The sequence below is a fragment of the Micromonospora sp. SH-82 genome, from assembly GCF_051132485.1.
Lineage (GTDB): Bacteria > Actinomycetota > Actinomycetes > Mycobacteriales > Micromonosporaceae > Micromonospora.
On sequence record NZ_CP148049.1, the window covers coordinates 1,918,821 to 1,939,803 of the forward strand.

Annotated in this window: 19 protein-coding genes; 12 read left to right on the top strand and 7 right to left on the bottom strand. The window is 71.9% G+C overall.

The genetic code is table 11. The annotated features are described in order from the left end of the window. Positions 1-22 precede the first annotated feature (22 nt). From WHN02_RS08930 to WHN02_RS08940, 3 genes are all read right to left on the bottom strand, one after another. The gene (locus tag WHN02_RS08930; protein ID WP_434742900.1) at positions 23-1,216 is read right to left on the bottom strand and encodes a multicopper oxidase domain-containing protein; all 1,194 of its coding nucleotides are present in this window, start codon (positions 1,214-1,216) and stop codon (positions 23-25) included. Between the two features lie 104 nt (positions 1,217-1,320). Next, entirely contained in the window at positions 1,321-3,297 is a 1,977-nt protein-coding gene (locus tag WHN02_RS08935; RefSeq protein WP_434742901.1) for an OmpL47-type beta-barrel domain-containing protein, read from the bottom strand. Between the two features lie 709 nt (positions 3,298-4,006). Beyond that, positions 4,007-4,231, bottom strand: a complete 225-nt coding sequence (locus tag WHN02_RS08940; RefSeq protein WP_434742902.1) for a GntR family transcriptional regulator — start codon at positions 4,229-4,231, stop codon at positions 4,007-4,009. 349 nt (positions 4,232-4,580) lie between these two features. Between WHN02_RS08940 and WHN02_RS08945 the strand changes: the two genes are divergently transcribed. Next, positions 4,581-4,742 (top strand): hypothetical protein, encoded by a 162-nt coding sequence (locus WHN02_RS08945; protein WP_434742903.1) that lies wholly within the window; start codon positions 4,581-4,583, stop codon positions 4,740-4,742. Between the two features lie 82 nt (positions 4,743-4,824). On the opposite strand, the gene WHN02_RS08950 is transcribed toward WHN02_RS08945, so the two are convergent. Continuing rightward, entirely contained in the window at positions 4,825-5,520 is a 696-nt protein-coding gene (locus WHN02_RS08950) for a hypothetical protein (RefSeq protein ID WP_434742904.1), read from the bottom strand. 209 nt (positions 5,521-5,729) lie between these two features. On the opposite strand from WHN02_RS08950, the gene mfd reads away from it, so the two are divergent. From mfd to WHN02_RS08970, 4 genes are all read left to right on the top strand, one after another. Beyond that, positions 5,730-9,377 (top strand): transcription-repair coupling factor, encoded by a 3,648-nt coding sequence (gene mfd, locus WHN02_RS08955; RefSeq protein ID WP_434742905.1) that lies wholly within the window; start codon positions 5,730-5,732, stop codon positions 9,375-9,377. A 49-nt stretch (positions 9,378-9,426) separates the two neighbouring features. Then, positions 9,427-10,203 (top strand): hypothetical protein, encoded by a 777-nt coding sequence (locus WHN02_RS08960; RefSeq protein ID WP_434742906.1) that lies wholly within the window; start codon positions 9,427-9,429, stop codon positions 10,201-10,203. 20 nt (positions 10,204-10,223) lie between these two features. After that, a complete protein-coding gene (locus WHN02_RS08965; protein WP_434742907.1) occupies positions 10,224-11,213 on the top strand; it encodes a nucleoside triphosphate pyrophosphohydrolase in 990 nt (329 codons plus the stop codon). A gap of 131 nt (positions 11,214-11,344) precedes the next feature. After that, a complete protein-coding gene (locus WHN02_RS08970; protein ID WP_434742908.1) occupies positions 11,345-12,967 on the top strand; it encodes a DUF885 domain-containing protein in 1,623 nt (540 codons plus the stop codon). A 90-nt stretch (positions 12,968-13,057) separates the two neighbouring features. Here WHN02_RS08970 and WHN02_RS08975 read toward each other — a convergent pair whose 3' ends face one another. After that, positions 13,058-13,744 (bottom strand): hypothetical protein, encoded by a 687-nt coding sequence (locus WHN02_RS08975; RefSeq protein ID WP_434742909.1) that lies wholly within the window; start codon positions 13,742-13,744, stop codon positions 13,058-13,060. A 206-nt stretch (positions 13,745-13,950) separates the two neighbouring features. Between WHN02_RS08975 and eno the strand changes: the two genes are divergently transcribed. The 7 genes from eno to WHN02_RS09010 all read left to right on the top strand — a co-directional run bounded on the left by eno (position 13,951) and on the right by WHN02_RS09010 (position 20,073). Then, positions 13,951-15,234 carry a phosphopyruvate hydratase gene (eno, locus tag WHN02_RS08980; protein ID WP_350898808.1) on the top strand — a complete coding sequence of 428 codons (1,284 nt, stop codon included), beginning with the start codon at positions 13,951-13,953 and terminating at the stop codon, positions 15,232-15,234. A gap of 28 nt (positions 15,235-15,262) precedes the next feature. Continuing rightward, on the top strand, positions 15,263-15,859 hold the full coding sequence (locus tag WHN02_RS08985) for an FtsB family cell division protein (protein WP_434742910.1): 597 nt from the start codon (positions 15,263-15,265) through the stop codon (positions 15,857-15,859). A gap of 70 nt (positions 15,860-15,929) precedes the next feature. Then, positions 15,930-16,520 (top strand): DUF501 domain-containing protein, encoded by a 591-nt coding sequence (locus WHN02_RS08990; RefSeq protein WP_434742911.1) that lies wholly within the window; start codon positions 15,930-15,932, stop codon positions 16,518-16,520. Further along, a complete protein-coding gene (locus WHN02_RS08995; protein ID WP_350896268.1) occupies positions 16,517-17,053 on the top strand; it encodes an amino-acid N-acetyltransferase in 537 nt (178 codons plus the stop codon). The genes WHN02_RS08990 and WHN02_RS08995 overlap by 4 nt, the downstream gene beginning before the upstream one ends. 86 nt (positions 17,054-17,139) lie before the next feature. Then, positions 17,140-18,426, top strand: a complete 1,287-nt coding sequence (locus WHN02_RS09000) for a hypothetical protein (RefSeq protein ID WP_434742912.1) — start codon at positions 17,140-17,142, stop codon at positions 18,424-18,426. Between the two features lie 22 nt (positions 18,427-18,448). Then, a complete protein-coding gene (locus WHN02_RS09005) occupies positions 18,449-19,378 on the top strand; it encodes a Ppx/GppA phosphatase family protein (RefSeq protein WP_434743883.1) in 930 nt (309 codons plus the stop codon). A gap of 35 nt (positions 19,379-19,413) precedes the next feature. Then, a complete protein-coding gene (locus tag WHN02_RS09010) occupies positions 19,414-20,073 on the top strand; it encodes an endonuclease V (protein ID WP_434742913.1) in 660 nt (219 codons plus the stop codon). On the opposite strand, the gene WHN02_RS09015 is transcribed toward WHN02_RS09010, so the two are convergent. Both WHN02_RS09015 and WHN02_RS09020 read right to left on the bottom strand, forming a co-directional pair. Continuing rightward, complete coding sequence (locus WHN02_RS09015; protein ID WP_434742914.1) at positions 20,070-20,327, bottom strand: hypothetical protein; 258 nt, start codon at positions 20,325-20,327, stop codon at positions 20,070-20,072. The two genes, WHN02_RS09010 and WHN02_RS09015, sit on opposite strands and share 4 nt — an antisense overlap. After that, positions 20,324-20,581: a DivIVA domain-containing protein gene (locus tag WHN02_RS09020; RefSeq protein WP_434742915.1), complete on the bottom strand. Its 258-nt coding sequence runs from the start codon at positions 20,579-20,581 to the stop codon at positions 20,324-20,326. The genes WHN02_RS09015 and WHN02_RS09020 overlap by 4 nt, the downstream gene beginning before the upstream one ends. Between the last annotated feature and the right edge of the window lie 402 nt (positions 20,582-20,983).

The following is a 20,983-nucleotide window of genomic DNA, read 5'->3' on the forward strand; positions in this document are numbered from 1 at the left end:
GGGAGGGTGGGGGAGGGTGGGGTCAGTTGCCGGCGGGCTGGTGTGTGGAGTGGTCGACCGCACCGGCGGGGGTGTTCGAGGCCGGGGCGTTGGCGCCGCCCGAGCCCGCAGCGGGGCCGTGCACGTGGGACCCGTGGTGCGGCGGCATCCGTCCGTTCTCGTCGAGGATGTGCAGGCTGGTCGCCATCCCGAGGTCGGAGTGGAACTGCATGTGGCAGTGCAGCATCCAGTGCCCCGGGCCGACCGCGTCCCCGGCGACGACCGTGAAGCCGAACGAGTCACCAGGGCCGAGGGTCTTGTTGTCGATCACCGGAATCGAGTCGACGAGGGCCTTGTTGTCCCCGGCCACCAGGCCGGTACGGGTGTCCGCCCAGGCGTGTCCGTGCAGGTGGAAGGTGTGCATGTCGTTGCCGATCCCGACGACGATGAACTCCACCTTCTCGCCCACCTTGGCGACCAGGCAGGTCGGCCCCGGCTGCGGGTCCACCGGGTCGCAGGTGTCGACCTCGGCGCCCCGCCGCAGGTTGATCGTCTGCCGGTCACCGAAGAAGCTGACGTAGGTGCGGTCCGGTCGGGGATCGCCCTGGCGGCGTACCACCAGGCCGCCGAAGAGTCCGGCGTTGAGCCCCTGGGTGCCGTGGCTGCCGCCGACCACGTGGTCGTGGTACCACCAGTATCCGGCCGTACCCGGGGAACCGGTCTTGCTGTTGCGCGGCTTGGCGTACCAGGTGTAGCTGCGGGACTGGCCCGGGGCGACGTACGAACCGGGCTCGACGGTGCCGTCGGAGTCCTGGGTGTACTTGACCCCGTGCACGTGCAGCGAGACACCGAGCGGGTGGCTCGGGTCGGTCCGCAGCGCGGCCAGGGTCGCCTCGGGCACCTGGTTGTGCAGGGTGAGCCGGAGACACTCGCCCTCGATCATCTCCAACGTCGGACCCGGGTACGACGCTGCCTGCGGGGTCAACCCGTACCCGAGGCGGACCTGGTTGGTCGACGGGTCCCGGGGTAGCTCCACCGCGTACAACTCGATGGAACGGTCCGGGGCGACGCACCCGTCGGGCTTCTCGGCGAAGTACCCGGACTGGACGGCGAAGGCGGTGCCCGCGCTGCCCAGGGTGATCGCCGCCACGGCCACCGCCAGCAGGGTCCGTAGGCCGCTTGTTCGAGGAGGTCTCTTCGGTTCCGGTCGGTGCTCGATCACGTCGGTCTGTTCCACTGTGGTTCCAATCGGGTCGGTCAGCCGTGGCCGGCGGCCCTCGCCGGCCACGGCTGACTCCGGTGGTGTGGGGTGGGTGGCGGGCTGTGATCACCCGCCCGGGGTCACGGCGTCAGCGGGGCGACCCGGATGTTGCGGAAGCTGACGATGTCGGCGGCGCCGTGCACCTGGAGACCGACGTATCCGTGCGTGTTCTGCCGACCGGCCCCACCGGGGTCGTCCGACCTCGGCGGGGTGAAGACCGCAGCCGGATCGTTGACGTGCTCGTTGATCAGCACGCCGTTGCGGAAGATCGAGTAGTGCTGTCCGACCACCCGGATCTCGTAGTCGTTCCAGGTGCCCTTCGGCGTGACACCGGCCCCGTCCAGGTCGATCTGGTCGAATCCGTAGACCGACCCGGTCTTGTACTGGTCACCGTCGGCGCGGTCGAGGATCTGGATCTCGTGGCCGTACTTGATGGCCACCCACTCCGGGCGGGACTCCTGCGGGTGCTGGTGCACACCGGGGAAGCGGACGAACACCCCGCTGTTGGCCCGACCGTCGCCCGGGGCGTCGTCGCGCCACTGCAACTTCAACGAGAAGTCCCCGTACTGGCGGATCGGATACCAGAGCATCCCCAGGCCGTCGACCGGCCTGCTGGTGATCGAGCCGTCGGCGTTACGGCTGAACCCACCCGCCCCGACGTGCTCCCACTCGTTGAACGAGGCACCCGAGCGGCTCAGCAGCGACCGGTAGCCGGTCTGCTCGTCGGACTTGCCGACGTTCGAGGCGCGGGCCGAGTCGACCAGGGACTGACGCTCGTCCCGGTTGATCACACCGAGGTGCATCAGGTGCTGGGTGGTCGCCCGGACGTGGGTCATGAACTCGTTGTGGTTGAGCCAGATCCGCTCGCTGGCCATCAGGTTGTTGATCGTGCAACCGGTGCCGACCGTCCGGTTGGGCAGGCCGGTGTCGACGGTGCCGAACCAGACCGTCGGGCGGGTGTCGAGCACCGCGCAGTCCGGGTCGGTGCCGCCCATGACCACCGTGAAGGTCACCGACTCCGCCGTCGAGGTGTTCCCGGCGTTGTCGGTGGCCCGGTAGCCGACCGTGTGCTGGCCCGGTCGGTTGACGGCGAAGGGCCCGGTGTACGTGGTGAAGGGCTGGCTGTCGAGGGAGTACTCGATGGTGGCCACGCCGGAGTCGGCGTCGGAGGCGGCGATGGTCACGGTGGCCGCGCCCACGTACGCCCCGTCGCCGTCGCGTTCACCGCTGAGGCTCGCCGTCACCGTCGGTGCCGTGGTGTCCGGGTCCGGGGGTGCGACCACTGTGAAGTCCACCGACTGGACCGCCGAGGTGTTCCCGGCGACGTCGGTGGCGCGGTAGTCGACCCGGTGCTCGCCGGGCTCGTTGACTGTCAGCGGTCCGGTGTAGGCGGCGTACTCCGCCCCGTCGAGCGAGTACTCGATGCTCTCCACGCCGGACTCGGCGTCGCTCGCGGTCAGGGTGACGGTGGCCGCGCCGACGAAGGCACCGGCGTTGTTCTGCTGGCCGGCGACCGAGGCGCTCACCGTCGGGGCGGTGGTGTCCTCCTCCTCGTCCTCACCGGTGACGACGAGCAGGCCGGCCATCATGCCGTGCCCGGGGATCGCGCAGAAGTACCGGTAGGTGCCGGGGGTGAGGACCACGTCCACCGTCCACCGACCGCCGTTGGCGTCGAAGGGGTCGGCCAGGATGTTGACGTCGACGTCTTGGTTGTACCTGGGGTCACCGGTCTCGAAGGTGAGGGTGTGCTGCATGCCGCTGGTGTTGCCGGTCGCGGCGCTGTTCTCGAAGACCAGTGTCGCCGGACCGGCCACGGCGGTGGCCGGAGCCGTCTTGTAGGCGGTGACGTCGTTGTCTGCCGTCCAGGTCAGGACCTGGTCCTGCAGTTGGTCGGCGTTCTCCTTCGCCCCCACGGGCACGGCGTTGAGGGCGGTCGTGAGCAGCAGGGTGAACGCCAGGGTCAGCGCGGCGAGGGGACGCCGGTACCGGCCGGCGGCGGGTGTCGGGGGACGGGGTCGGCGACTCGATGTGCCGTACCCGAGCGAGCGGAATGGCATGTCCGGCATACCTTTCAATCAAGGTCTTTGTCAGACTTTGTCGGGCATCCCGATGGCTGGTTCCACCGGAGCTGCCTGATGGTGGTGGCGTGACGGGCGCGCGGCAGCCTCACCTGTCCGTCCCCGCGTCGCCGGACGGCCGGTGACGGCCGGGCGGGACCACGGAATCGGCAGGCGTGCCGGAGGTGACGCCGAAGGTTGCGCGACGGGCAGGGTGAACCCGACCGTGTTCAGACGGGTGGTGGGGTGAGGGCGGGCGGGGAGGGGGTCTGTCCGGGCTGGTCTTCGCCGCCGGGTCGGGCGGGCGGGGGTGGAAGGTCCAGGGACGTGGCGCGCGCCGTCGCGCCGGAACGGATGTGACTGTGGGTCTCCGCCGAGGCGCCACCCCGACGAAGTGACCGTGGCCGTGGGCGTGAGGCGCGCCCCGTTGCCAGGTCCCGCGAGGTAGCCGCGCCGTCGGTTACCTCACCGAAACATCTTCGTGGCCCGACCCTAACGGACTTGCCATTGAGGTGTCCATATCTTTCGGTCATGGAGCCAAGACTTTTATCGTTCTGAACGAAAGTGATGGCTAAAGTCCACTTCGACCTTTTGCGCCAGCCATGCGAACCCGCTGTCCCGCCGGGTGTCCGCCCTGGTCAACGTCCACAATGGCGTCTGTGTGGACTCGCCCGCCGACCCGTCCGACCGACGCCGTCGTACGCCTCGACTACCCCGCGTCCCGCTCCCGGACGAAGACCCCTTCGCCTTGGCGGCCTTCGATGAGCCCCTCTGCCTTGAGGAGGAGCAGTGCGGTGCGGACCGATCCGTATGACACCCCGTACTGCTCGATGAGGCCCTGGGTGGTCGGGATCTGGTCACCCGGCTTGAGTGCGCCGGCCTGGATCTGCTCGCGGATCGCCGATGCGACCCGCTCGTACTTGGGCATGTTCATGTGTCTCTCCCTGGCTCGCGGAGCCAAGTAGATCACCGGAGATCGACAGCGTCTATAACGTCGACGGTGTCGACAATGTCGACACTCTGCGTTAGGCTGAGATCACTCGCCCTGGCTCGTAACCGGGTGGGTGCCTGCACGTGAGCGGCCCGGGGTGGAGGTGGCACTCCGATCCCCGGGCCTTGACCGGGAGGAGACCCGGCCCATGGGTAACTTATCGAATCCTGTCCACCCCTCGTGGTGCGTGCGGGGTGAGGAGTGTGCCGGGCGTGGCGACCTGCACCTGTCCCGACTCGCCACAGCTGCTCAGGGGGACGAGGTGTTCCAGCTCCGGGTGGGGCTGTGACGGATGGAGGTCGGGCCGAATCCGCCCTCCGGTCTGCTCCTCGAACTGTCCAGCGGGTCGGAGGCCGAACGCTGGCTGATCAGGGCCGACCAGTCCCGGGCACTGGTCCACCTGTCCCGCCGGTTGGTACGCCGACTGGATGCGGCGTCCCTCCGGGCCGCCTGAAGCGAAGGGCGGGAGGAGTCGACTGCGACCCTGGAAGGTTCAGGCCCTTCCAGGGGCCCGAACCTTCCAAGATCTACAAGGGTCAGGTGATGGGGCAGCGGCCGGCGCTGTAGTGGGCGACCGCGGCCATGATCTCGGCCTCCGGCTTGTCGGCGAAGTTGAGGGTGGCCACCAGGCCGGAACCGTAGAAGGCGTGGAGGACGCCGCTGTCCAGCGCGGTGAACACGCCGAGGTTCTGCACCATCCGGGGGTCGTGGGGGCGCACGACGAGCATCTTCTCCAGGCTCCACCGGCGGCGGGAGATCTGGGCGACGGCCTCCCACGGCAGCCAGACGGCCTGTCCTCGGGTCGGCCGACTGCGGATCCAGACTCCGGCCGGGCTGAGTGCCAGCACCGGGCCGCCGGAGGCGATCAACCAGAGTTGGAAGCCCAGCGGCAGGGCGATCAGGGGCAGCAGGCAGGCGAGCGCGCCGATCACGCCCAACCCGGGCAGGGCGGCACCCTCACCGACCTGGAGGGCGGCGAAGCCGGCCAGGCAGACGAACGGGGTGAGCACCAACAGGACCACCCCGCCCATGACGCCGCCCCGCTTCGCGATGCTGGGGCGGACCACGAACGGCTGGTCCTCCGGGATGCGCTTCGTCACCGGGGTCGTCGGGGGCGGGGGGTAGCCCCCGGGCGGGGGCGCGCCGTACCCGGAGGGCTGGCCGGGGTGGCCTGGATACGGGTTGCCGTACGGCTGGCCGGGCGGCGGGGGACCGGGCGGGGGGTAGCTCACCGGGGCACTCCAGGTGCTGGTCGGACAGGGCGGGATCAGGGTACGAGGCGGGCGACACGGTGTGTTCGCACAGATCTCCGCAGCGGGGATACCCTGAGGTGGCACCCCTGGTCCTGGACTGGACGCGGGGTCTTCGTCGTGTGTCGGCACCCGATTTTTCGCATCTGTGGTGCCGACTCCGGTACGTCCGATTTCCACGGGAAGTGACAATGACTACGCTTGCCGGACTGCTCGCCGCCGCCCTCGGTGACCCGGCCCTGGCCCGGGTCCGGGACCTGGCCCGTTCCGGGGCGGCCCAGGCCGACGGGCTCGACGTGACCGCCCCGGCGGCGCTGCGCCCCTTCACCACCGCCGCGATCGCCGCCGACGGTGGGGCGGGCGCGCAGGGGGGTGCCGGACGGCCGGTCCTGGCGGTGACGGCGACCAGCCGGGAGGCCGACGACCTGGCCGCCGCGCTGGGCGACCTCCTTCCGGCCGAGCAGGTGGCGGTCTTCCCCTCGTGGGAGACCCTGCCGCACGAGCGGCTCTCCCCCCGCTCCGACACCGTCGGGCGGCGGCTGGCCGTCCTGCGTCGGCTGGCCCACCCGGGCTCCGCCGACGCCCACGGGCGGACCGGTCCGCTGCGGGTGGTGGTGGCCCCCGTCCGGTCCCTGCTGCAACCGCAACTCAAGGGGCTCGGAGACCTGGAGCCGGTGCAGTTGACCGCCGGGGACGAAGCCGACCTGGAAGAGGTCGCCCGCCGGTTGACCGACATGGCGTACGCCCGGGTCGACCTGGTCACCAAGCGGGGCGAGTTCGCGGTGCGCGGCGGGATCCTCGACGTCTTCCCGCCCACCGACGAGCACCCGTCCCGGGTCGAGTTCTGGGGCGACGAGGTGGAGGAGATCCGTACCTTCGCCGTCGCCGACCAGCGGACCATCGAGGGCGTACCCACGCTCTGGGCGCCGCCCTGCCGGGAGCTGCTGCTCACCCCGGCGGTCCGTCGACGCGCCGCCGACCTGTCGCAGGCGCACCCGGAGCTGGCCGAGATCTGCGACAAGCTGGCCGAGGGCATCCCGGTGGAGGGGATGGAGTCCCTGGCCCCGGCCCTGATCGGCGCGGACTCGCTGGAGCTGCTCCTGGACACCATGCCGGGCGGTACCCACGTGATCCTCTGCGACCCGGAGCGGATCCGGACCCGCGCCCACGACCTGGTCCGTACCTCGGACGAGTTCCTCCAGGCCAGCTGGGCCGCGGCGGCCGTCGGTGGCAAGGCCCCGGTGGACCTGGGCGCCGCCGCCTTCAAGACCCTCGCCGAGGTACGCGCCACCGCCGCGCGGCTGCGCCAACCGTGGTGGACCCTGTCCCCGTTCGGGCTGGTCGAGGGGGAGACCCCGCCGACCCGCCGGCCCTGGGAGGACGAGCCGGAGGCCGGGGACGTCACCCCCGACGACGCGATAGCCGTCACCGTCGCCGCCCAACCCGCCCCCCTCTACCACGGGGAGACCCCCCGGGTGGTCGATGACCTCAAGCGGTGGTCCGGTGAGGGATGGTCGGTCGCGCTGGTCTTCGAGGGCCACGGCCCCGCCCAGCGGGCCGTCGAGGTGCTGCGCGACGCCGGTCTGGGGGCCCGTCTGGTGGAGCAGGTGCCGGCCGCCCCCACCCCCGGCGAGGTCCTGGTCACCTGCGGTTCCGTCCGGCACGGCTTCGTGGCCGAGGCGTCCCGGTTCGTGCTGCTCACCGGCGACGACATCACCGGAGGCCGGGGCACCTCGACCCGGGACATGCGGAAGATGCCCAGCCGACGGCGCAACACCATCGACCCGCTGGAGCTCAAGGCCGGTGACTTCGTCGTGCACGAGCAGCACGGCATCGGCCGGTACGTCGAGCTGGTGCAGCGGACCGTGAACGGGGCCTCCCGGGAGTACCTGGTGATCGAGTACGCGCCGAGCAAGCGCAACCAGCCCGGTGACCGCCTCTTCGTCCCCACCGACCAGCTCGACCAGCTCAGCCGGTACGTCGGCGGCGAGCAGCCGACCCTGCACAAGATGGGCGGCTCGGACTGGCAGAAGTCGAAGGCCCGGGCCCGCAAGGCGGTCCGGGAGATCGCCGCCCAGCTCATCCAGCTCTACGCCGCCCGGAAGGCGTCGAAGGGGCACTCGTTCGCCCCGGACACCCCCTGGCAGCGCGAACTGGAGGACGCGTTCCCCTGGCAGGAGACTCCGGACCAGCTCGCCGCGATCGACGAGGTCAAGCGGGACATGGAGGAGACGGTCCCGATGGACCGGCTGATCTGCGGCGACGTCGGGTACGGCAAGACCGAGATCGCGGTCCGGGCGGCGTTCAAGGCGGTGCAGGACGGCAAGCAGGTGGCGGTGCTGGTGCCCACCACCCTGCTGGTGCAGCAGCACTTCAACACCTTCGCCGAGCGGATGAGCCAGTTCCCGGTGACGGTCCGGCAGCTGTCCCGGTTCCAGACGGCCAAGGAGTCCGAGCGGACCATGGAGATGGTCGCCGACGGCACCGTCGACATCGTCATCGGCACCCACCGGCTGTTGCAGGCGGCGACCCGGTTCAAGTCGCTGGGCCTGGTCATCATCGACGAGGAGCAGCGGTTCGGGGTGGAGCACAAGGAACACCTGAAGACCCTGCGGGCCTCCGTCGACGTCCTGGCCATGTCGGCGACCCCGATCCCGCGGACCCTGGAGATGGCGATCACCGGGATCCGGGAGATGTCCACCATCGCCACCCCACCGGAGGAACGGCACCCGGTGCTGACCTTCGTCGGCGCGCACGACGAGCGGCAGGTGGCCGCCTCCATCCACCGGGAGCTGCTCCGCGACGGCCAGGTGTTCTACCTGCACAACCGGGTCGAGTCGATCGACCGGGCGGCGCGTCGGCTGCGGGAGCTGGTGCCCGAGGCCCGGGTCGCGGTGGCACACGGCCAGATGGGCGAGGAGGCCCTGGAGAAGGTGATGGTCGGCTTCTGGGAGAAGGAGTTCGACGTCCTGGTCTGCACCACCATCGTGGAGTCCGGCATCGACATCCCCAACGCCAACACCCTGATCGTGGAGCGGGCCGACCTGCTCGGCCTGGCCCAGCTGCACCAGATCCGGGGCCGGGTCGGTCGGGGCCGCGAGCGGGCGTACGCGTACTTCCTCTACCCGCCGGAGAAGCCCCTCACCGAGCACGCCCACGAGCGGCTGGCCACCATCGCCCAGCACACCGAGCTGGGCGCGGGCATGTACGTGGCGATGAAGGACCTGGAGATCCGGGGTGCCGGCAACCTCCTCGGCGGGGAGCAGTCCGGCCACATCGAGGGGGTGGGCTTCGACCTGTACGTCCGGATGGTCGGCGAGGCGGTCCAGGCCTTCAAGGGGGAACAGCCCGAGGAGGAGACCGACGTCAAGATCGATCTCCCGATCGACGCGCACCTGCCCCACGACTACGTCGGGGTGGAGCGGCTCCGCCTGGAGATGTACCGCAAACTCGCCGAGGCCCGCGACGACGACCGGCTGCGGGAGGTGGTCGCCGAGATGACCGACAGGTACGGCGAGCCGCCCGCCCCGGTGCAGAACCTGGTCGCGGTGGCCCGGTTCCGACTCCTGGCCCGCCGGTACGGCCTCACCGACGTCAGCATGCAGGGCAAGCACCTGCGGTTCGGCCCGCTGCCGTTGCCCGACTCCAAGCAGTTGCGGCTCAAGCGGTACCACCCGGACTCGGTCTACAAGCAGGCCACCGACCAGGTCAGCGTGCCCCGCCCGAACACCCGACGCATCGGCGGGGAGCCCCTGCGTGACCAGGCCCTCCTGGAGTGGTGCGGCCAACTGCTCGACGACGTCCTCGGTGCACCCGTCCCGGTCGGGGCGTCGAAGTGACCACCTGGGAGGCAATGGCCTCCGTACCGGATGTGAGAGAGTGACCCGCATGCGTGTTCGTCGTCTCATCGCCGCTGCCAGCGTCGCAGCCATCGGTGTCCTGTCCGTCGCCGGTTGCGGCAACGCCTCGCCGGACGTGGCCGCGTACGTCGGTGACACGAGGTACTCCCTCGACCGGGTGGACGACATCTACGACGACGCCCAGTCCCGCTTCACCGAGGCGGTCCGTCAGGAGGCGCAGCAGGCCGGGCAGACCCCGACCCCCGAGCAGCTGCGCGCCGACGTCACCCGCCAGGACGTCGTCGACCTGCTGGTCAGCATCGAGCTGGGCAACCGGGTGGCCCAGGCGCAGGGGGTGCAGGTCACCGACGACGTCAGCCCCGAGCAGCTCGCCGGTCAGCTCCGGATCCCCCCGACCGCCGAGTACGCCAAGCTCTGGACCCGGTGGCTCAACCTCTCCACCTCGTTGGGTGCCCAGCTGCCCCCCGCGCAGCTCAGCGACGACTCGGTGATGGCGGTGTACCGCGCCATCGCCAAGACCGGGGCGATCCCGACCGGTCTCGGCGTCGCCGAGGTGCGCCAGGCGTTCGGCGAGGGCACCTTCGTCCGGCAGGCCTCCGCGCTCAGCACCGCCCTGACCGAGGAGGCCGACAAGGTCGGCACCACCGTCAACCCCCGGTTCCGTCCGGTGGGTGTCCCGTCGGTGGTCAGCACCGGGCAGTCCCTGGTGTTCTACTCGTTGCCCTACATCGACGCCGCCGGCCCGGTCACCGACATCTCCAGCCCGCGCCCGGCCGCCGGGGATTCCGCCCCGGTCGCCCCCTGAGCAGTGGAGCACCACAGCGCATGACCCGACGGATCGTCCTGCTCGTCACCTCGCCCCGCCTCCCGGCCGGTCTGCTGACCGCCGCCGCCTGGGACGTCGTACGCGCCCACCCGGTGTTGGCAGGGGCGGAGAGCGACCTGACCCGGGCCGTCCGGGCGGCCGGTGCCCAGGTGCGGGTGGTCGACTCGGGAGCCACCCCGGCGCTGCTCGACGCGGTGGCCGCCCACGACACCGTGGTCTGGTTGGCCGGACCGGCGGGCGACGAGTCCCTGGCCCGGGAGCTGGGGCTGCGGCTGGCCCGGGAGCCGGGGCTGGCCGAGATGGAGCTGATGTACGGCTCCTGGGACCCGCCCGGTGCCCGGCTGCTCGACGCGGTCGAGGTGATGGACCGGCTCGCCTCCCCGGGTGGGGATCCGTGGAAGCGGGCGCAGACCCACCGCAGCCTCGCCCGGTTCCTGCTGGAGGAGTGCTACGAGGCGTACGACGCGATCGGCGCCGACGACACCGACGCCCTCCGCGAGGAGCTGGGTGACGTCCTGCTCCAGGTCCTGCTGCACGCCCGGCTCGCCGAGGAGCTGCCCGAGGGGTCCCGGTGGAACGTCGACGACGTGGCCGGGACGCTCGTGGACAAGATGATCCGCCGGAACCCGCACGTCTTCTCCGGGGCCGAGGCCGGCAGCCTGGCCGAGATCGAGGCGAGCTGGGAGCGGATCAAGCAGGCCGAGAAGGCGCGGGACTCGGTGCTGGACGGGGTCGCGTTGGGTCAGCCCGCCCTCGCCCTGGCGTCCAAGATCCTGGACCGGGCCGGGCGGATCGGGTTGACGGTGCCACCACCGGCGGCCGACACGTCCACCGACCCGGTGGCCCGTCTCGGCGCGGAGCTGCTCGCCACCGTCACCGCCGCCCACGAGGCCGGGCTCGACCCCGAGGCCGCCCTCCGGCACACCACCCTGGCGTACGCCGAGGCCCTGCGCGCCGCCGAACAGCTCACCCGCCCCACCCATCCCTGACCCACCCCGAGCAAACAAGGGCCCCTTGTTGACGGGGTGGAGTGAGAAGGGTGCCCTTCTCTACCGTAGGCGTTAACAGGGGGCCCTTCCTTACCCCTCAGGCGGGTGGGGGTGGGGGTAGGGTCCGCTGGGTGGAAGAGTTTGTGCCGCTCGCCGGGCGGATCGTCGACGCCCTGCTGACCAGCCGTCCCGGCCTCGCCACCGCCCTCGGGGACCACCGGTCCGACGACCGCCTCCCCGACCTGGGCACCGAGGCCGTCGCGGCGGACGTGGCGATGCTGACCGACGCGGCCGACGCGCTGGCCGAGGTGGACACCGACGCCCTCGACCTCGACGAGCGGGTCGACCACGAGCTGCTCAGCTCGTTCGTGGACCGGGCACTGTTCGAGTCCACCGAGATCCGCAGCCACGAGTGGGACCCGCTGCGGCACAACCCCGGCCCGCTCCTGCACGCCCTCCTGGCCCGCCCGTACGCCCCGGCGGAGGTCCGGCTCACCGACCTGGCCGGACGGTTGGCCGCCGTACCGGATGCGTTGGCGACCGCCCGCGCGACGCTGCGTGACGTGCCGCGCGTCCACGGCGAGACGGCGGTCGGGCAGTTCACCGGCACGGCGGCCCTGATCCGCGATGAGGTCCCCGCGCTCCTCGCCCAGGCCCCCGGGCTGCACGACCGGGTCGAACCCGCCGCGACGGCCGCGATCGCCGCGATCGAGGAGTTCGTCGCCGGACTCCGCGTCGACCTGGCCACCGACGACGGCCCCGGCCGCGACCCCCGGCTGGGGCGGCGACGGTTCGAGGCCCGTCTGTGGCACACCCTCGACACCGAGCTGAGCGCCGCCGAGATCCAGCGCCGGGCCTGGGACCGACTCGACCGGATCACCGAGGAGATCCGGGAGGCGGCGGTCGAGCTGGTCGGCGGTCCGGCCGACGACGAGACGGTACGCCGGGCGCTGGACCTGCTCGCCGCCGAGCACCCCGACGACCACACCATCGTCGACCTGGCCGCCACCACCCTGGACGAGGCGACCGACTTCGTCCGGGACCACGACCTGGTCAGCCTGGTCGACGACCCCTGCGTCATCGAGGAGATGCCCGAGTTCGCCAGGGGTGTGGCGGTCGCCTACTGCGATGCGCCGGGCCCCCTGGAGACGGCGAACCTGCCCACCTTCTACTGCATCTCACCCACCCCGGCCGGGTGGCCGGCGAGCCGGGTGGAGTCCTTCTACCGCGAGTACAACGACCACATGATCCGCGGTCTGACTGTGCACGAGGCGATGCCCGGTCACTTCCTCCAACTCGCCCACGCCCGCCGGTACGCCGGTCCGACGGCGGTGCGGGCACTCACCCGGTCCGGGGTCTTCGTCGAGGGCTGGGCGGTGTACGCCGAGGAGTTGATGGTCCGGCGCGGCTTCGGTGGCCTCCCGGTCCGGCTCCAGCAGCTCAAGATGCAGCTCCGGATGACCCTCAACGCCCTGCTCGACCAGCTGGTGCACTGCGAGGAGCTACCCGAGTCGGAGGCGCTGGCCCTGCTGACCGGGCGCGGTTTCCAGGAGGAGGGGGAGGCCGTCGGCAAGTGGCGTCGGGCGCTGCTCACCTCGACCCAGCTCTCCACCTACTTCGTCGGCTACACCGAGATGGCCGGGATCGGCGCGGCCCGCCCCGACGGGGTGTCCCTGCGGCAGTGGCACGACGAGATGCTCGCCCACGACTGCCCGCCCCCGCGCCACCTCCGTACCCTCCTGGCGGCGGGCTGACCGGGGGCCGGGACGAACCGGGCCGGGGGACGAACCGAACCGGGCCGGACGGGAGTGCCGCCCGGCGGTCCGGGGCGTCCCCGGCGTCGGTCAGGCCTCGGTGGGGCGGCGGTCGACCACGCCGGCACCGGCCGGGACCTCGAAGGCGGCGGGTTCGACGCTCGTCGTGTACCGGGTCAGGGCCAGCTCGACGGACTTGCCCTCCACCGTGCCGGTGAAGCTGCCGAGCACCCCCTCGTTGGTGACGCAGGCGCTGAACGGGTCGGCGACCTGGGAGACCTCCACGCAGGTGGCGTGGAAACCGGCGAGGGTGGTGTCGCTCTGCCTGATCGTCGCGGCCGGGTCCAGGGCGGCGGTGGTGAGCATTCCCATCACCACCGGCGGGGTGACCAGACCGCGCCGCTTGGCCTCGGTGAAGACCGCCACCGTCGGCTTACCGGTGGCCGGTGGGGCGGCCAGGGTGCAGACCGGCTGATCGGTGGTCTGACACTCGGTGGTCGCCTCCTTCGTCACGGTGAGCTTTCCGCCCGGGTACGTGTACGACGTACGGCTGGGCTTCTGCTCCTGCGCGATGGAGGCGGTCTGGCCGCCGACGAGCTGGTAGTCGGCCGTGTAGGTCAACTCCATCGCCTCGTCCATCCGGGCGGCGACCTCGTTGACGAGTTCGGCGTGGCCGAGGGCGCGACCGGCGTCGTCGAGGGTCTGGCACCCGGTGAGGGCGAGCGACGCGACGGCCGAGAAGACGAGCGCACGGAGAGTGGTCGTGACGGCGGGCATGGCGCCAGCCTTGTCGATCAGGTCGGCCGGGCGCAAACTCGTTGCCCGGTTGGGCCATGAGAATTCGGGAATGTCCGTCCTCGTCGGCGTCAGCCGGGTGACGCCGTGCCGTCGGGCGTCGCCCGATACGCTGCGTTCAACACCTGCCTCAGCCGCACCGTCGCGGCCCATGTCGGACCGGAACCACACAAACGAGGAGCGACACAGTGGCAACCATCGAAGGAATCGTCGCCCGGGAGATTCTCGACTCGCGGGGCAACCCGACGGTCGAGGTCGAGGTCGGCCTGGACGACGGCACGATCTCCCGCGCCGCGGTGCCGTCCGGCGCCTCCACCGGCGCCTTCGAGGCGATCGAGCTGCGCGACGGTGACAAAGGCCGCTACCTGGGCAAGGGTGTCGAGAACGCGGTCCAGAACATCGAAGACAAGATCGTCGACCAGCTCATCGGGTACGAGGCCAGCGAGCAGCGGCTCATCGACCAGAAGATGCTCGACATCGACGGCACCGACAACAAGGCCGAGCTGGGCGCCAACGCCATCCTCGGCGTCTCCCTCGCGGTCGCCAAGGCGGCGGCCGGCAGTGCGGACCTCAGCCTCTACCGGTACCTGGGCGGCCCCAACGCCCACCTGCTGCCGGTGCCGATGATGAACATCCTCAACGGTGGGGCGCACGCCGACTCCAACGTCGACGTCCAGGAGTTCATGATCGCTCCGATCGGGGCGCCGACCTTCCGGGACGCGCTGCGCTCCGGGGCCGAGGTCTACCACGCCCTGAAGTCCGTGCTCAAGCAGAAGGGCCTCTCGACCGGCCTCGGCGACGAGGGCGGCTTCGCCCCGAACCTGCCGACCAACGCCGCCGCCCTGGACCTGATCGCCGAGGCGGTGGAGAAGGCCGGCTACCGGGTCGGCACCGACATCGTCTTCGCCCTGGACGTGGCCGCCACCGAGTTCTTCGACAACGGCACGTACACCTTCGAGGGCACGGCGAAGTCCGCCGAGGAGATGAGCGCCTACTACACCAAGCTCGCCGACGACTACCCGATCGTGTCGATCGAGGACCCGCTGTCGGAGGACGACTGGAGCGGCTGGCAGACCCTCACCGCCTCGGTCGGCGCCCGGATCCAGATCGTCGGCGACGACCTGTTCGTCACCAACCCGCAGCGGATCGCCCGGGGCATCGCCGAGAAGGCCGCCAACTCCGTCCTGGTGAAGGTCAACCAGATCGGCTCCCTGACGGAGACCCTCGACGCGGTGGACCTGGCCCACCGGGCCGGCTTCACCTGCATGATGAGCCACCGTTCCGGCGAGACCGAGGACACCACCATCGCCGACCTGGCGGTGGCCACCGGCTGCGGCCAGATCAAGACCGGTGCCCCGGCCCGCTCCGACCGGGTCGCCAAGTACAACCAGCTCCTGCGCATCGAGGAGGAGCTGGGCGACGCCGCCCGGTACGCCGGGGTCGGCGCCTTCCCGCGCTACCGTTCCGCCTGACCCGACGAGCCCTCCGGGGAGGGGTGTGATGCAGCAGCGGCGCACACCGGGTGGTTCGCGCCCCGCCCGCCGGCCGACCGGCCGGCCGGGTGGGGCCCGGGGCTCCCGCGCGGAGTCACGCGGCCGCGCCACGGGCGCGGTCCGAGCCGCCGAGGGGGTACGGTCCGCGAACCGGCCCGCCGCCGCCCGACGTGCGGTGCCCGGTGGTGCCGTCAAACGGCTGTCCGCACCCCGCCCCCGGCGGATCACCGGGCGGGCCACGGTGCTCTTCGCGGTGCTGATCGCCCTCGCCCTGGCCTACACCTATCCGGTGCGGGTCTACCTCGACCAGCGGGCCGACATCGAGCGGATCGAGGCCGCCCAGGCCGCCCAGCGCGAGCTGATCGAGCGACGGGAGGTGGAGGTGGCCAAGTGGCAGGATCCCGCCTTCATCGAGAGCGAGGCCCGACGCCGGTTCTACATGGTCTACCCCGGGGAGGTGCCGGTGATCGTGCTCAACGACCCCACCGGCGCCGCCCGGGACGCCGGTGTGCCGAGGTCGGCCGGGCAACCCGAACGCCCCGACCCGTGGTACGACACCCTGTGGTCGAGCATCCGGGCCGCCGACGAACAACCCGGCCCCTGACCGTCGCCGGTCCGCGAACCGGCCCCGCACCTGGCGGGACACCCCACGACACCGACGAGAGATGGGCACCGTGACTGTCGTACCACCGCAGGAACCGGCGGCGGACTCCGTACCCGCACCGACGCGGGAACCTGCCACCGAGGCCGACCTGGCAGCGGTGGCCGCGCAGCTCGGACGCACGCCCCGGGGCACCCGGGCGGTGGCCCACCGCTGCCCGTGCGGTCGACCCGACGTGGTCGAGACGACCCCCCGGCTGGCCGACGGCACCCCCTTCCCGACGCTGTTCTATTTGACCTGCCCCCGGGCCACCGCCGTGTGCAGCCGACTGGAGTCGGCCGGGGTGATGAAGGAGATGGCCGAGCGGCTCGCCGTCGACCCCGACCTGGCCGCCCGCTACCAGGCCGCCCACGAGGACTACCTGGCCCGGCGGGAGGCGATCGGGCAGGTGCCGGAGATCGCCGGGGTCTCCGCCGGGGGGATGCCCGGTCGGGTGAAGTGCCTGCACGTGCACCTCGGACACGCCCTGGCCGCCGGACCGGGGGTGAACCCGTTCGGCGACGAGACCCTCGCCCTGGTGGAGCCCTGGTGGGCCGCCGGACCCTGCGTCGAACTCCCGGAGACCGAGTCGCCCCCGAACGCCGACCGGGAGACCGGGGCGTGAACGGGGAACCGGCCGGTGCCGCCGAGGCACCGGCCGTCGTCGTCCGCCGGGCCCGCACCCGGGACGTGCGGGGGATCCGTCGACTCGTCGACACGTACACGAACGACCGGCGGCTGCTGAGCAAGGCCACTGTCACCCTGTACGAGGACGTGCAGGAGTTCCGGGTCGCGGTACGCCCCACCGACGGGGAGGTGGTCGGCTGCGGGGCGCTGCACGTGATGTGGGAGGACCTCGCCGAGATCCGGACCGTCGCCGTCGACCCGTCCTGCCGGGGACAGCGCCTCGGTCACCGGATCGTCGGCGAGCTGATCGCCGCAGCCCGGGAGCTGGGCGTCGCCCGGATCTTCGTCCTCACCTTCGAGACCGACTTCTTCGGCTCGTTCGGGTTCGAGCCGATCGACGGCGCCCCGGTCCCGCAGATCGTCTACGAACAGCTCCTGCGCTCGTACGACGAGGGCGTCGCCGAGTTCCTCGGCCTGGAACGGGTCAAGCCGAACACCCTCGGCAACACCCGGATGCTCCTGCGCCTCTAGCCGCCGCACCCCTCGTGCCGGGTTCGTCCCGGGTGGGCTCGCGGTTGGGAGGGCTTCGGGTTGACGTGGGGCGGCATGCTGGCGGCGTGACGAAGACGGGTCGACTCGGGGTGTCCTGCGCGCTGCTCGTCAGCGTCCTGGCTCTGATCGGCGGGGTCCGACTGGTGGCACCGGCCACCTCCGGGGTGCAGGGGACACCACCCGGAGTGGACGGTCAGCTCACCTTCCTGCGGGGTGCCCTGGACGCCGGGGCCGGTGAGCGGGCGCAGCGGCTCTTCCCCGAGGGGCACTTCTTCGCCCACGTCCTCTACGGACTGGCCCGGGTGGAGTACGCGGCCCGGTTCGGGACGGGGGAGCCACAGCGGATCGAGGCGGTACGCGAGGCGGGGTGGGCGCTGGAGCAGCTGGACTCCCCGGTCGGCCGGGCGCCGTTCAACCCCGACCTGACCCCCGCGTACGGGGTGTTCTACGTCGGGTGGACGACCTGGCTACGGGGTGGTGTCCTCGCGTTGGAGGCTCCCGAGCGGCGGGACCCGGTGCAGGTACGCCGGTTCGCCGAGGACTCGGCCGCCCTGGGTGCCGCCTTCGACGCCGCCGGTACGCCGTATCTGCCCGCGTACTCGGGGCAGGCGTGGCCGGTGGACTCGACGGTGGCGGTGGCCGCCCTGCGGCTGCACGACACCCTGCTCCCGCCCCGGTACGCGGGGACCGTCGACAGGTGGCTGGACGGGGTGCGACAGCGGCTGGACCCGCGCACCGGGCTGATGCCGCACCGGGTCGACCCGGACACCGGGATGCCGGTGGAGGTGGCCCGGGGCACGTCCCAGAGCATGATCCACAGGTTCCTGCCGGAGGTCGACGGGGACTTCGCCCGCGAGCAGTACCTGCGGTTCCGGGACCGTTTCGTGACCACGCCGCTGCGGTTGGGTCCCGCCGTCCGGGAGTATCCGGAGGGGACCTCCGGGGTCGGGGACGTGGACTCCGGCCCGCTGCTGCTCGGGGTGAGCCTGTCGGCGACAGTGGTGACCCTCGGCGCGGCGCAGGTGCACGGCGACGACCGCCTCGCCGCCGCGCTGGCCCGGTTCGGGGAGTTCGCCGGTCTGCCCCTGCACACCCCGTCGACCGAACTCCTGGACGCCAGGTCGACGAAGCGGTACGCCTTCGGCGTGATGCCGGTCGGGGACGCCTTCCTCGCCTGGTCGAAGACGGCCCGACCCTGGGTGGCGTCCCCACCGACCGCCCCGCCCCCGCCGGACGTACCGGGGTGGTGGCAGCTCCCGTTGCTGGCCGGGCTGCTGGTGGTGGGGCTGCTGCCCTGGGTGCCGTGGCTGGTCGCCCGCCGTCGACGGTCCCGGGCGGGTGGTCTGTCGTAAGGTTGCCGACGTGACGACGCGTGTGGCTGCCATCGACTGTGGGACCAACTCGATCCGGCTGCTCGTGGCCGACCTGCCCGAACCCGCCGCCGGTCCGCAGGCCCCGCTGACCGACCTGAGCCGCCGGATGGAGATCGTCCGGCTCGGTCAGGGCGTGGACCGGACCGGTCGGCTCGCCCCGGAGGCGATCGAGCGGACCCGGGCGGCGCTGGCCGGGTACGCCACCGAGATCGAGAAGCTGGGCGCGGAGCAGGTCCGGATGTGCGCCACCTCGGCGTCCCGGGACGCCTCCAACGCCGACGAGTTCCGCGACATGGTCCGCCGTACCCTCGGGGTGGCTCCGGAGGTGGTCACCGGCGACGAGGAGGCCCGACTCTCCTTCACCGGGGCGGTCCGGGGGCTTCCCGCCGACGCGGCCGAACCGTACCTGGTGGTGGACATCGGGGGCGGCTCGACGGAGTTCGTGGTCGGGACGCGTACCGGCGGTGTCGAGGCGGCGGTGTCGATGGACATCGGCTGCGTCCGGATGACCGAGCGGCACCTGGCCGGCGACCCGCCCACCGCCGAGCAGGTCGCCGCCGCCCGCGCCGACATCTCCGCCGTCGTGGACCGGGCCCTGGCCGCCGTCCCGGGCCGCGACGCCGCCACCCTGGTCGGCCTCGCCGGTTCGGTCACCACAGTGGTCGCCATCGCCCAGGACCTTCCTGGGTACGACCCGGAGCGCATCCACCACGCCCGCGTCTCGTACGACCAGGTCGCCCAGGTCACCACCGATCTGCTGGCGAAGACCAGCGAGCAGCGGCTGACCATTCCGGTGATGCACCCGGGCCGGGCCGACGTGATCGGCGCCGGTGCCCTGGTCCTTCAGGTGATCATGGAGCGGGCCGGGATGTCGTCGGTGGTCGCCAGCGAACACGACATCCTCGACGGCATCGCCTGGAGCCTCGCCTAGCCGTGTCGAGGCACCTCCCGACGGGTGACGGCACGATGACGGTGGCCGAGGCCGAACGGGTGCAGGAGGAGTTGCGGCGCGAGGTCGACCTGCGGTCGTCGCTTCCGGGTCGGCCGGCCACCGTGGCCGGTCTCGACGTGTCGTACGAGGTGGGCAGCGACCGGGTGGTCGCCGCCGCCGTCCTGCTCGACGTCGCCTCCGTGCAGGTCCGCCAGGCGGAGTTCGTCGTCGGCGAGGTGACCTTCCCGTACGTGCCGGGGCTGCTGGCGTTCCGCGAGGTGCCGTTCCTGCTGGCCGCCCTGGAGAGGCTGACTGTCCGCCCGGACGTGCTGGTCTGCGACGGGTACGGGATCGCCCACCCGAGGCGGTTCGGGCTCGCCTGTCACCTGGGGGTGCTCACCGGGCTGCCCAGTTTCGGGGTGGCGAAGACCCCCTTCACCGCCCGTTTCGACCCGCCCGACCCGGCCCGGGGATCCTGGTCGCCGTTGGTCGACGGGGACGAGACGGTGGGCCGGGCGGTGCGTACCCAGGCCGGGGTGAAGCCGGTGTTCGTCTCGGTGGGGCACCGCATCGCTCTGCCCCAGGCGACCGACCTGGCCCTGGCGCTGGCACCCCGGCACCGGATCCCGGAGGCCACCCGCCAGGCCGACCTGCTCTCCCGCGCCACCCTCCGCACCCTCCCCCCACCCGACTAACGGGGTGGGCGGGCGGCGCAAGGCACCTCGTGGTCGGCTCGCAGGATGCACCGTCGCCCGTTCTTGAGGAGACGGTCGCAGAACACCCGGTGTCGTACCCCCTGGTCGTCCTCCGCCGAGACGGTGGTCTCCCCCGGGTCGACCTGGGTGAGGAAGGCCAGGGAGCGGGCTGCGGTCCGGGCCAGGATCCGGGCCCGGACCAGGTCCGCCGCCACCACCGGCAGATGGATGACGTACCTCTCGGCGGGGCTCACGCCGACCTCGCCACACCGGACGCCTGACGGGACTGCCACTGCCGTAACGCGTCCCGGATCTGCGTGGTCTCCTGCCGGGAGGCGGCCAGCGCCGCGTGGGCGGCGGCCAGGTCGTCGGCCACCCGGTCGAGGAAGGCGGCGACCTCGGCCGGGTCCAGGCCACGCCGCCTGACGGTGAAGGTACGGCTGCGCACCTGCCACGGCCGCAACGGACGGTACGCCCAGGACCGGTAGACCCCGGCGGTTCCGGCCATCGGTGTGAGAGTCGGTGTGGGCGTCGGTGTGGGCGTCGGACTGTCGACCGATGACCTGACGATCGTCGGCGCGGTGGGCGCGGTGGGCGCGGTGGGCGCGGTCGACGGGGTCGGCGGGTGTTCTCGGCGACGATGGCTGGGCTGCGCGCGCCTTCGCCGGTCGGACAGGGATCTCAGGAGGTCACGCAACACGGATTCACCCTCTTGTCGAGCTGGACCGGTGCCTCGGATGGGTGGTCCGGCCGTGCCCGGGATACGGCCGGACCGCCCGCCCTGCCGCCGCAGCCCTCGTGGCAGTACGTCGACAGAGCTGTACCAGTGGTCGGAGCGAACCATCGGGGTTCGCCCGCCCCGACCACGGTGAGCACTCCAAGTGCCACCCGGGAGTGTTCGTGACGAACC